General features: G+C 41.8%; 11 protein-coding genes. 3 read left to right on the top strand and 8 right to left on the bottom strand.

What is annotated here, in order from left to right:
* Positions 1 to 355: 355 nt before the first annotated feature.
* A complete protein-coding gene (locus tag ACE1AQ_RS10840; RefSeq protein ID WP_008199116.1) occupies positions 356 to 976 on the bottom strand; it encodes a GNAT family N-acetyltransferase in 621 nt (206 codons plus the stop codon).
* 307 nt (positions 977 to 1,283) lie between these two features.
* On the opposite strand from ACE1AQ_RS10840, the gene ACE1AQ_RS10835 reads away from it, so the two are divergent.
* A complete protein-coding gene (locus tag ACE1AQ_RS10835) occupies positions 1,284 to 2,525 on the top strand; it encodes an AmpG family muropeptide MFS transporter (protein ID WP_110543232.1) in 1,242 nt (413 codons plus the stop codon).
* 13 nt (positions 2,526 to 2,538) lie between these two features.
* Here the strand turns inward: ACE1AQ_RS10835 and ACE1AQ_RS10830 are convergent, their stop codons facing one another.
* A complete protein-coding gene (locus ACE1AQ_RS10830; RefSeq protein ID WP_008199119.1) occupies positions 2,539 to 3,963 on the bottom strand; it encodes a PP2C family protein-serine/threonine phosphatase in 1,425 nt (474 codons plus the stop codon).
* 206 nt (positions 3,964 to 4,169) lie between these two features.
* On the opposite strand from ACE1AQ_RS10830, the gene ACE1AQ_RS10825 reads away from it, so the two are divergent.
* Positions 4,170 to 4,820 (top strand): nitroreductase family protein, encoded by a 651-nt coding sequence (locus tag ACE1AQ_RS10825; RefSeq protein WP_008199121.1) that lies wholly within the window; start codon positions 4,170 to 4,172, stop codon positions 4,818 to 4,820.
* Positions 4,821 to 5,152: 332 nt separating this feature from the next.
* Complete coding sequence (locus tag ACE1AQ_RS10820; protein ID WP_008199128.1) at positions 5,153 to 7,156, top strand: primary-amine oxidase; 2,004 nt, start codon at positions 5,153 to 5,155, stop codon at positions 7,154 to 7,156.
* Between the two features lie 72 nt (positions 7,157 to 7,228).
* On the opposite strand, the gene ACE1AQ_RS10815 is transcribed toward ACE1AQ_RS10820, so the two are convergent.
* The 6 genes from ACE1AQ_RS10815 to ACE1AQ_RS10790 all read right to left on the bottom strand — a co-directional run bounded on the left by ACE1AQ_RS10815 (position 7,229) and on the right by ACE1AQ_RS10790 (position 11,641).
* Positions 7,229 to 7,372 (bottom strand): addiction module antidote protein, encoded by a 144-nt coding sequence (locus ACE1AQ_RS10815; protein ID WP_039899673.1) that lies wholly within the window; start codon positions 7,370 to 7,372, stop codon positions 7,229 to 7,231.
* Positions 7,373 to 7,591: 219 nt separating this feature from the next.
* A complete protein-coding gene (locus ACE1AQ_RS10810; RefSeq protein ID WP_008199130.1) occupies positions 7,592 to 8,374 on the bottom strand; it encodes a hypothetical protein in 783 nt (260 codons plus the stop codon).
* Positions 8,371 to 9,591 carry a hypothetical protein gene (locus ACE1AQ_RS10805; RefSeq protein WP_008199132.1) on the bottom strand — a complete coding sequence of 407 codons (1,221 nt, stop codon included), beginning with the start codon at positions 9,589 to 9,591 and terminating at the stop codon, positions 8,371 to 8,373. The genes ACE1AQ_RS10810 and ACE1AQ_RS10805 overlap by 4 nt, the downstream gene beginning before the upstream one ends.
* A 5-nt stretch (positions 9,592 to 9,596) precedes the next feature.
* Positions 9,597 to 9,989 (bottom strand): MerR family transcriptional regulator, encoded by a 393-nt coding sequence (locus tag ACE1AQ_RS10800; protein WP_008199134.1) that lies wholly within the window; start codon positions 9,987 to 9,989, stop codon positions 9,597 to 9,599.
* Between the two features lie 85 nt (positions 9,990 to 10,074).
* Entirely contained in the window at positions 10,075 to 10,629 is a 555-nt protein-coding gene (locus ACE1AQ_RS10795; protein ID WP_008199137.1) for a phycobiliprotein lyase, read from the bottom strand.
* Between the two features lie 28 nt (positions 10,630 to 10,657).
* Positions 10,658 to 11,641: a glycosyltransferase family 2 protein gene (locus tag ACE1AQ_RS10790; protein WP_106909699.1), complete on the bottom strand. Its 984-nt coding sequence runs from the start codon at positions 11,639 to 11,641 to the stop codon at positions 10,658 to 10,660.
* Positions 11,642 to 11,651 lie beyond the last annotated feature (10 nt).

Genomic DNA, 11,651 nt, shown 5'->3' with positions numbered 1-11,651 from the left:
ATTCAACCCTGACTCCGCCCGGGGGGCCGGGGGGACGGGGGGTGTGTGGGGTGGGGCCGGGGGGACGTGGGGCAGTCGGGAAGTGGGGGAGTGGGAATTATGAATTATGAATTATGAATTATGAATTATGAATTATGAATTATGAATGGGGGAAGTGGGGTGTGGGGTGTGGGGAAGTGGGGAAGTGGGGAAGTGGGGGAGTGGGAATTATGAATTATGAATTATGAATTATGAATTATGAATGGGGGAAGTGGGGTGTGGGGAAGTGGGGAAATTGAACTAAAACCCCAAAACCCCAAAACCCCAACCCCCAACACCTAAAACCTGTCTCGGAGTCTGGGAGTCTCCTATCTCCTCATTGGCTGATTTTTTTGTGCAGAAATAACTTTTGTGGTCGATTAAATAACCAATTAATCAACCAACCGTCGGTTTTTTGGAGACGATAACCGCTACTTAAGTACAGTGACCGGGCCGCTAGGTTATTATCGAGAACATGGAGGGAAAGTTCCTCAAAACCCCATTCTCTAGCGATCTGTTCACACTTGAGCAGCAATCTCCGGGCCAGACCGGCACGCCGGCGATCGGGACTAACGGCTAAATTAGAAATATAAGGAATGGGAACGGCTAAAAAAGAACTGGATTTTAAGCTGATTTCCGCCGTAGCGACAATAATTTCCTGAGGACCCGTGACGGTGACGCTGGTTTGACTGACTACCAGACAGTGATAGTAAGGGGTATCGGCGCGCAATCGTCCCCGTAAGTCCTCGTAAATGCCTAATTTAAAGATAGGACGCAGAAAAGACCAATAATTGGCCGTGGGGAAAAAACTATCGGTGAGAATTTCCGCCAAGCTTTTGAGATCTTGGCTTTGGGCCAAACGCACCTCGACGGTAATGGCGGCATTGTCACCGGTCGCTTCCGAGTCGGAGGGATTAGACAATAGGTATGAGATAAAACAGGAGTCCACTTTAATCACAGGAGTCGGCGGGGAAGGTGGGGATGGCAGTCCTTATCCGGGAAAGGTAAATAGGGGTGGGAGCTAGTTGGGAGAATCAAGCATCTATCTTAAGGAGAATACCGCAATTTTTCAAGACTACTGAATCAAAATCTCATCCATTCTACTGCCTATAGCCCCAGTTGGGGGGAATACCGCTATTTTTTCGGGAATTTTTTTTGATCGCCGGGCAATGGTTAAGAGGGGATGATGTCGGTTAGAACTAATTTCTTTCTTTTTGGGTCAATTAACTATATTCTTTAATCTAATCTATCCTCCTATCCCCTCTATGATCAAAGAAATTTCCGCTTATTTGCAAGTGTTCCGCAGTCAAAAAATGGCGGCTTTGTTATTCTTAGGTTTTGCTTCCGGATTGCCCTTGTTGCTCACCAGTCGCACCCTGCAAGCTTGGATGACCACCGAAGGAGTTGATCTGAAATCGATCGGTTTATTTAGTTTAGTCACCCTCCCCTACTCTCTCAAATTTCTTTGGTCTCCCTTACTTGATCGCTATGTTCCCCCGCTGCTTGGTCGTCGTCGCGGTTGGATTTTCATCGCTCAAATTTGTTTAACTTTAGCGATTGGTTGCATGGCTTTTCAACAACCAAAACAATCTTTGGAATTATTGGCAATTAATGCCCTACTGATCGCTTTTTTTAGTGCCAGCCAAGATATTGCCTACGATGCCTATCGCACAGATATTTTAGAAAAATGGGAGATGGGTGCTGGGGTGGCGATCGGGGTTTTAGGTTATCGTTTGGCTTTAATTTTAACCGGTTCGATCGCTTTAATTTTAGCTGATCACTTTCCCTGGCCTCTCGTCTATCTTTTCCTAGCTGGATTGATGGCTTTAACGATTATTTGGTCTTTTTTCGCCCCAGCTACTCCCCCTAGGGATGATACTCCTCAAACTCTTTTAGAGGCGGTTTTGTTGCCTTTCTGGGAGTTTTTTCAACGCTATCAAATAGGTCAAGGAATCGGCATTCTCGCCTTTATTGTTCTCTATCGTTTAGGGGATGCTTTAGTTAATAATATGGTGACTCCTTTTCTCTTAAAAACTGGTTTCAGTCAAACCGATATCGGGGCAATCCAGGGCGGCATGGGCATGATAGCAACTATGGTGGGAGTTTTATTAGGTGGTTCCCTGTTAAGTCGTTGGGGAATTAATCGATCGCTCTGGATTTTTGGCGGCTTGCAAGCTATTAGTAATTTGGCCTATTTTATTTTAGCAAATTTAGGGCAAAATTATCCTTTTATGGTCTTAGCTATTAATATTGAAAACTTCTGTGGTGGCTTAGTCACTGCCGCTTTTGTGGCTTTTTTAATGAGTCTTTGTAATGCTCGTTTTACCGCTACTCAGTACGCCCTCTTATCAAGTTTAATGGCCTTTAGTCGCGATATTTTGGTGGCTCCCGCCGGAGTTTTAGCTGCAGCGATCGGTTGGCAGTGGTTCTTTTTAATCACGGTAATTGCTGCTTTACCCGGGTTAGCTTTATTGCCTTTATTTGCTCCTTGGCAAGAGGAGAATTGAGCTAATTGATGATTTATTCCTCCGATTTCACTCGCATAACTACTAAAGTCATATCGTCACTACTGTCATTTCCTAAACCGGTAAAAGCGGCAACTTTCCCGAATAAATATTCGAGAATTTGTTCGGGATCGGTGTACTGTTGACAGGCTTCTTTAACTGCCGATAGCCAATTTTTCTGATCAAATCTTTCCCCTTTCGAGTTAACTGCATCGGTAAAGCCATCGGTATAATAGATCAGCGTATCTCCTGCTTCTAATTGCACTTGGGCATCGTCATAGATAGAATCGGCCTCTAAACCAACTAATGTCCCTTCCGTGTCGAGAGACTCTAAATCTCCCGTTTTGGCCCGCCACCAGAGGGTGGGATAATGGGCAGCATTACTGTAGCCAAGACGGCGCGTCAGGGGATCATACTCGGAATAAAATAATGTCACGAAACGATGAGAATTATCGAGATCGGCATACATAACCCGATTGAGATGACGCAAAATCTGGGCCGGGGAGTGGCGATTTAACACTTCCGCTCGCAACATTCCCCGGGTCATGGTCATCAATAATCCTGCCGGGACACCTTTACCCATGACATCACCGATGACTATACTCCAAGGGGCGGTACTAGCTTCCATTTCCGCCTCCGTTGCTGGTTTAAATTGATCGTAGTTGCAGGGGATAAAATCATAATAATCGCCACCAACGCGATTGGCTGTTTTGCAGTGGGCTGCCAATTCTACCCCCTGAATTTTCGGACATTGCCGGGGTAAAAGACGATTTTGGATTTCGGAAGCGATTTCTAACTCTCGATCCTGACGTTCCTTAGCCCGTAATTCGATCGTTAATTCATTATTAGCTATAGCCACCGCCGTTTGATCGGCCACTAGCTGCAGCAGTTTACGACGGGTGGGTGTCCAACCATAATCGGGATCACGACTGAAAACGTATAAACGTCCCCGCTCACTATTTTTTACCAAAACAGGCGTACTATAAACCTGCGTACCCTGTCCGAGAGTTTGCCGGATTTTATGGTCGAGACTGTCGAGAAGCGATCGATTATTTTTATTCTCAAGTGCCGGTTCTTGGTTTAATTGTCGGATAATTGCCTCTAATTGTCGGCGTAGTTCCCCATTAATTTGATTATCTTGGCAATGCAGTTGATCGAGGGCCACTTGACCGTTATTTTTGCTCAAAATCAACGCCCCTCCCTCCGCATCCGCCACTCGTGCGGCCATCAAGGGAGTGAGATCGAGGAATTGGTTTAAATTATTGAAACTCCGCAGGGCAAAACCGAGGGAACTTAGGAGATTTTGAACTTTGTTTTGTTCCCGATATAAACTGGCCACCAACTCTTTTAAGGCTAAAATTGGCTTGATATCGGCACTTGCAGGGCCTGTATTGACGGTGGGAGTGGTGAGGGTGTCCCTCGGTTCCGGCTCAGAAAGCATAAAATGATCTTTGTGGCGGTGACATGATTATAGCTAGATGGTCATTGGGTTATGACCTGTTTAAGTTTAACAGTATAGTCGATCTTTTCCTGACTGCCACAATTTAACCCTGATGTTTTACTATTTCTGTTTTTTCACACCTAAGACTGAGGCTGATAGCTTGACCTTATAATAATTAGAAGTATTTAACTTGATCCATTGACTTTATGACCTTGCCTCTCGATGTTCCCACGGCGATTAATCAACGTCGTTCTATTAAAAATTTTACCACCGATCCGATCGCTCCGGAACTGCTGAAAACCCTGGTAGAATTAACCGTTGCTGCACCTAGTAGTTTCAACATCCAAGATTGGCGAATTATTTTAGTACAAGATGAGGCACAAAAGGCCGCTTTAGCCGAGGCCGCTTGGGGACAAAAGCAAATTATCCAAGCGCCAGTTACTTTTGTTTTCGCTGCCGATGCTGCCGCAGGAGGAGGAGATCTAACTCCTATCTATGAACAGGCTCTCAGTACAGGTGCCTGGAGCGAAGGCACGGTAAAATATTTTAAACAGGCAATCCCGGGATTTCAAAAGGCTTTAGGCGAAAAAACCCGGGAATACGCGATTAAGGATGCCATTATTGCCGCTACTCATCTGGTTTTAGCTGCCGAAAGTCTCGGTTTATCTAGTTGTTTTCTCAACGGTTGGATCGAGGACAAGGTAAAAGCTGTCATTGGTGCTGCCGATCATCCCCATCTGGCGATCGCTGTTGTCGTTCCCATCGGTTACGCAGCGGAACCGCGGCTTAATCCGGGGCGTTTACCCTTAGATTACAATGTTTTTGTGGATCGCTTGGGTAATCCCTATCAAGTCTAAACTCTATTAACTGGATTTAATCTCGTTTGGATCGCTGTTTTGGCTGGTAGTTGAGGAGTTGCTATCGGTTTCGGTTGGCAGGGGTTGGCGTTGCTGATTTGAGATAGGAAGCTTCTGGCAAACTAACTTTTAGATAGGATGCACAGTTGGCATTGATAGCTTGATTGAGCAACGCCTTGTATTGTGGCAAAATTAACAATTTAATCTGCATCAAGCCGCGCTAATACTGCCGACATCGATCTTAATTTTTTGAAAAGATATAAGGTTAATTATCACATCCCAGATTATCATGTCTAGGATTGACCATCTTTTAGCCTTATCAAGGGATTTCTATGCTGAAAAAATACTCATGGTGGCGACCACTGACGATTTTATTTGTAATCAGCTGCGGAGTGATCTTAATTTTTGGGAAAACTTTCGCCCAATCCCCAGGGATTAGCCATCCTCTCGATCCCCTCACAGAAAATGAGATTAAAATGGCGGTAACTGTGGTGAAAAAAGACAAATCCCTGACAGAGTTCGCCAGATTTCCTAATATTTCTTTACAAGAACCCGATAAGCAAACTGTTTTAAACTTTAAAAAAGGAGATGCTATTGCTCGTCAAGCTTTTTTAGTAATTCTGGAACCCAGACTGAATAAAACCTATGAGGCTATTGTCGATACCAAAGTGAGTAAAATTCTCTCATGGCAAGAAGTATCGACGGGACAACCACCATTGTTAGATGAAGAATACGAAATTCTCGATCGAGTAGCTAAAGCTGATATTCGTTGGCAAGAAGCTATGAAAAAACGCGGGATTACTGACTTTGAAAACGTCATCATTGACGGTTGGGCTACTGGGATGATGAGCGAGAAAGAACAAGCATCGGGAAAGCGCTTAATTCGCGGGATTACTTACTATAAAGGCAAGGATCGTAATAATTATTATGGCGCACCGATCGAAGGTTTGTCAGTGACGGTAGATTTAAATAATCGCCAAGTATTTGAAGTGCGAGATACTGGGATTGTACCTTTCTCAAAAGCCAATTTTGATTACGATGAAAAAAACCTTTCACCCCTTCAAAAAGCCCTAAAACCTTTAAGAATTCAACAACCGCAGGGGACAACTTTTCAGATTAAGGGTAACGAAGTTAGCTGGCAAAATTGGAAATTTCGTTATCTCATGCACCCAAGAGAGGGGTTAGTTCTTTATCTAGTTACCTACAATGATAAAGGTAAAGATAGAATGATTTTGTATCGTGGAGGACTGTCAGAAATGCTAGTTCCCTACTCCGATACCTCGCGAGAATGGGCGGTTCGTAGTGCTTTTGATGTGGGAGAATATCGTTTTGGTTGGTTATCTACTCCCTTGGATAAAGGTAATGATGTTCCCGAAAATACTGTCTTGTTAAATACCTTATTTGCTGATGATAATGGGGAACCTTATCTCGGGGAGAATCTCATCGGTATTTACGAAAAAGATGCGGGAATTCTCTGGCGACATTATGATTTTAACACGGAAACTTTTGAAGGTCGTCGCGCCCGTCAATTAGTGGTTAATACCGTGGCTGCTATCGGTAATTATGACTACGGAATTAACTGGATTTTTCACGAAGATGGTACTTTAGAACAGCGCAGCGATTTAACGGGAATTATGTTAGCTAAAGCGACTACTGATCTCACTAATTCTCATGATCATGGCGATAAATTTGGGACATTAGTAGCGGCAAATGTGGAAGCAATTAATCATCAGCACTTCTTAAATTTTCGTCTCGATTTTGATGTGGATGGGGTGAAAAATTCTGTTACTGAAATGAAGGTTTCTACTTTATCACCAGAAAAAAATCCCTTTGGTAATGCCTTCACTATGTCAGAAAGAAATCTTCGGCAAGAATCCGAGGCAATTCGTGATGTGAATTTAGCTGAAAGTCGCGCTTGGATGGTAATGAATAATAATCAGAAAAACTCCCTCGGAATGCCGACAAGTTATATGTTAATGCCATCGGCCAATTCAATTTATTATCCCAATTTCCCAGCGGATTCTCGTCAACGGGGTGAATTTGCTACCCATCATTTTTGGGCAACTCGTTACAAAGCGAACGAACTTTATGCAGCGGGAGATTATCCCAATCAAGGCAAAAAAGGTCGAGGTTTACCGCAATATACTGCTGACAATGAATCTCTCGAAAATGAGGATTTAGTCGTCTGGTACACCTACGGTGTTACCCATATTCCTCGTCCTGAAGAATGGCCAATTATGACCGTACATCCAGCAGGTTTTAAGATTATGTCTTGGGGTTTCTTTGACCAAAATCCTGTTTTGAATGTCCCGAAAAATAACCTAGAGAATTCTTAAACAATCTGGGGGAATGCCTTACTGGCTGCATCCTTGTATGTTGGCAGTGGAGGGAAAGGGGTTATCCTAATCTCAAGAAGCAATGGTTTCCTCAGAATCGGGATCGAAACTGGAAATGCTGTACTCGTTTGCCGATTTGGTTATCCTAGATAAAACCTCTTTCGGTAAGATCCCTCCTATAGAATTACCGATTTTTTGGAGTGTTAAAGTTGTCATAACTTATTTCTTCTCTTTATTTTTGGCAATTAAATGTTATAATAGATTACCTGTTTGATCTCAGCAAAGGACAAAACCATTGAAAGTGTTGCAGAGCAACACTTGGGGGAATAATCACGAAACTGTTTCCAGATAATGCCTTGGTCTATTTTTACCAGAGAAAAAACTATCGTCATAATGGCATTTTCTAACCTGAAGATTAATCTTCAGTTTGCTAGGCTAAAATCCGAAAGAATAACCAATTTTTAGCTTTAATTGACTTTGATCATGGCCATTAGTGGCAATATCTCCCTCGATACCCCAATCGATCACACCTTGGCGATTAATTTGCTGACGAATTCCCATACCAGTGCGAATTAAAACGCCACCATTACTATTATCGCCGGTAATTACGCCCAATTCTGCTAAAAAAGTGCGATCAAAACGTTTCGGATAACCAATCGGTCGCGAATAACCGAGAATTGCAGCGGGTAAAAAAGAGCGATCGCCGTTATCGGGATCGGTTTTTATGTTTAAATTGAGATTAAGATGCAAGCGATCAAATTGACCAACAGTTTTACTGGCAATTCCCCGCAGACGAAAATCTAATCCCCTAGAATTATTTCCCGTCGGTAATCCTAAATCAGTACGAATAGCAAAAGCGGGAACATTATCGTATTCACGATTGAAATTATAGAAAAAACCTACAGATAAATTTCCCAGATCAAAACCTGTATCATCACTATTAACTCGTCCTCCCAGTTGCGGATCGATGCCGATAATAATATGACCATTACGAATAATACCGTTGAGGTATTCAATATCAAACTCACCACCGAGATTACTATTTTCAGGAAAGACTAGACTTCCTCCAAATTCTATCGATTGTTCCCCAAAACCGAGACTTTCAGCATCATCAAAAGAAAGGGGACGACCAGAATCCAGATTATTATGATCGTTGGCAAAAACTGGATTAGTAAAACTAACGACTAAACTCACAGCAATTAATAAAAATCTTCTCATTTTTTGGGTTCCTCTTGATGATTGCTGTCGTCAGGTTTTTTCTCCGTATTAGGAGGGTTTTCCGGAGAGTGATTTTCGTGGTTATGGTGTTGGTGATCTCCTCCCTCATCTACTTGAGAATCATCAGGTTTTTTCTCGGAATTATCAGGATTGTCGTGATTATGACCTTCGTGAGAAATATCTGCTGGCATTAATCCCATCCCCGGAATTCCTGACTGAAAACGATGATCGTGTAGTCCTTCACCACCATAATTTTTTCCTGCTTCCATTTCCCGATGATTAGCAGCCATTACTAACCAAATAGCGCGGGTAATTTGTTCGTCTTTTTGTTGGGGAGTTAGCCAATCGGAAGCCAGAATATCATTAACCATATCGTGCAACATATGCAGGTTATCAAAGGTGTTAGATATTGCGGGAAAGCGTCGGGCAAACTTGGGACTAAGTTCGGCAAACATGGGCATAAAAGCTCGATCGGTGCGATACAATTCCTGACTATGGTATTGTTTTCCCACCTGTTTATAAGCTTGTTTTTGTTCTTCTAGCGTCTTTTCATAGAGTAAGTCATACATTGTTCCTTGTAACCAATGGTAGCCCCAAAATAAGCCATTAACTTTCGGATATTTCTGCCGAAAAGCTTTAGAATAGGGCTGGGAATCCAGATAGCCCATATTCATGGGTAATCCAGTAATAGCATAGGGAACTTTTGTCAAGTAAAATTGATATAATTTTTCAATTTCTGCTTCTTTTTCATCATTAGTTAATTTGCTGCTGGCTAAAACATCAACGGTTTGAGCATGGAAAATATGCGCCCACTCGAAGACCTGTTCTAAAACGCCGTATTTTCTGCCAAAAGTTGGGGAAATATTGCCCTCGTCGGGCATAAATTTAGGCGGATTTTTTAAAACCCAATTAATTTTTTGGTATGTCTTAGTTTCTAAATCTTTCGCTTTTCCTGTTACGATATCTTCGTAGGCAAAGGCATGACCAACAGCGATCGCATTCAAGTCTAAAGATAAATCTCTGACATTATAAATGGCATTATTATAAACCCCTCTTTGGGGATAAATATGATTACGTTGCTTGTTATACATCCAAGCTGGTATATTGTCAGGAATTGCTTGTAAAGTCTGAGTTTGAGGTGACTGAGTATGTAAATGTTGAGCAATGACAGGAGTAGAAATCAGTGCTACAGTTACCAATAAAATTAACTTTTTCATGATAGTTAAACCTTGAGATTAGGGCAAATAAATTGATCGTCTTTTGCTGGTGTATCCGTCCATCCTTGCAGGGTTTCGGTTAATTGTTGACGCAATAAAAGCAATTGTTCCACTTGTCGATCGATCTCAGCAATATGTTTAATTAATTTTTCCTGAATATCTCCACAGGGTAACTCACCCTGGTCATGAATCACTAAACATTCGCGGATCTGTTGCAGACTCAAACCCAAGGATTGCAATCTCTTGACAAATAGCAAGCGATGGACAGTATCGGGAGAAAATAGGCGAAATTGTCCCTCTGTCCTCTCAGGGGACTGAATTAATCCTAATTCCTCGTAATAACGAATCGTTTTAATTGAAACACCACTTTCTAGGGAAAGTTGACCGATTTTGAGCATTATTTTTGCTCCTTAATCCTATGGTTTCTCCATGATAAAATCTCCCCTTGACTGGAGAATCAAGGGGGGAGAAGAAATATTTTTTTTAACTGACTTTACACTCAACCCCAAAACCGACCAAGAGAACTTTTTCTAAGGGTTCTCCCTCCTGGGGACGTTGATAGTTAATAATTTTGCGAATTCGCAGGTCTGGATTAATTAAAGTAATTGAATCCACGGAAACACTGCGAGTATAATTGGTGGTCATCAATAACTCTCTGGTAGTGGAATCAAAGCGAAAAGCGGAGATAATTGGTCTTGCTTCTTCGTAGGCGCGATCGCGAAGATAATCTCCTTCTAAATAACCATTATTTTCTGCTTTAACCACAAATAAAAGATTAAGATTTTGTCGCACTTCTTCCCCTTTTTCCGAGATGGTATAAAAACCCAAATTAAACCCGGGGATACTTTCTAAATCCGCAATATCAGCATAGTTATTATCTCTGAGAACTTTCTGTTTGATCTCCCTAGTCAGGGGTTGAATGAAGAATTCAGTACGGGAACGTTCCACTTCTTGAGCAGCTAGATAATGATAGGTTCTTTCCGTTTGCCAACTACCGACACAATAGGCAAAAAATTGCTGAAAAACTTCGGTATTCATAGATTTAATTCTCCTTATTGTCAGTATCTTAATTTTGAGTTATTGGATCGATAACTTCTTCCCGATTTTCAAAACCATAACAATCTCGAACCAGATAAAGTGGCCGGCCTTTTACTTCCTCATAAACCCTGCCAATATATTCGCCAATAATACCAAGAGTGAGTAATTGAATTCCTCCTAAAAATAAGACAGCAACCATCAGAGAAGCGTATCCAGGTACATCGATTCCTAAAATAATAGTCCTGAGCATTAAAAAACTAGCATAAACAAGACTAACAAGTGCAATGATAAATCCCACATAAGTCCAGACTTTCAGAGGTAAAAAACTAAAGGAGGTAATACCATCGATGGCAAAATTCCATAATTTCCAGTAATTCCATTTAGTTTGTCCTTGATACCGGGGTTCTCGATTGAATAAAATTGATGTCTGTTTATATCCCACCCAAGCAAATATTCCTTTCATAAATCTTTGACGTTCGGGCATTTTTTTAATTGATTCTACCACTCGACGATCGATTAAGCGAAAATCTCCGGTATTAGGGGGAATAGTAACCCGACTTAATTTATTTATGACTTGATAGAAACCTTCTGCGGTGAAACGTTTCAACCAACTTTCGCCAATTCTAACCCGACGGGACGCATAAACCACATCATAACCCTGCTGCCATTTTTCGATCATTTCGGCAATTAATTCGGGGGGATCTTGTAAATCAGCATCAATAGGAATAACTGCCATCCCCTGACTGTAATCAATGCCTGCTGACATGGCAATATCTTTGCCAAAATTACGGGATAAATTAACCACTTTAATTTGTGGGTAACGTTGATGATATTCCAGGAGATTTTTGAGAGTATTGTCACGACTACCATCATTGACGCAAACGATCTCATAACTACTATTTAGTCCCTCTAAAACCGCTAAAAGTCGTTGAAAAAGAGCAGCGATATTTTCTTCCTCGTTATAGAGAGGAACAACAACAGATATTTTCACTGGTACTTTATTTGATAGCATATTAATTGAC

It is taken from the genome of Microcystis sp. BLCC-F209 (assembly GCF_041928595.1).
Lineage (GTDB): Bacteria > Cyanobacteriota > Cyanobacteriia > Cyanobacteriales > Microcystaceae > Microcystis.
Note: the sequence above shows the minus strand (reverse complement) of the source record. Positions and strands in the feature narration are given on the sequence as shown.

Coding starts and splice junctions, on each gene's coding strand:
- ACE1AQ_RS10800 (WP_008199134.1), bottom strand. CDS start 9,989: ATGCTCAAAATCGGTCAACTTTCCCTAGAAAGTGGTGTTTCAATTAAA.
- ACE1AQ_RS10810 (WP_008199130.1), bottom strand. CDS start 8,374: ATGAGAAGATTTTTATTAATTGCTGTGAGTTTAGTCGTTAGTTTTACT.
- ACE1AQ_RS10805 (WP_008199132.1), bottom strand. CDS start 9,591: ATGAAAAAGTTAATTTTATTGGTAACTGTAGCACTGATTTCTACTCCT.
- ACE1AQ_RS10790 (WP_106909699.1), bottom strand. CDS start 11,641: ATGCTATCAAATAAAGTACCAGTGAAAATATCTGTTGTTGTTCCTCTC.
- ACE1AQ_RS10830 (WP_008199119.1), bottom strand. CDS start 3,963: ATGCTTTCTGAGCCGGAACCGAGGGACACCCTCACCACTCCCACCGTC.
- ACE1AQ_RS10835 (WP_110543232.1), top strand. CDS start 1,284: ATGATCAAAGAAATTTCCGCTTATTTGCAAGTGTTCCGCAGTCAAAAA.
- ACE1AQ_RS10825 (WP_008199121.1), top strand. CDS start 4,170: ATGACCTTGCCTCTCGATGTTCCCACGGCGATTAATCAACGTCGTTCT.
- ACE1AQ_RS10795 (WP_008199137.1), bottom strand. CDS start 10,629: ATGAATACCGAAGTTTTTCAGCAATTTTTTGCCTATTGTGTCGGTAGT.
- ACE1AQ_RS10815 (WP_039899673.1), bottom strand. CDS start 7,372: ATGACAACTTTAACACTCCAAAAAATCGGTAATTCTATAGGAGGGATC.
- ACE1AQ_RS10820 (WP_008199128.1), top strand. CDS start 5,153: ATGCTGAAAAAATACTCATGGTGGCGACCACTGACGATTTTATTTGTA.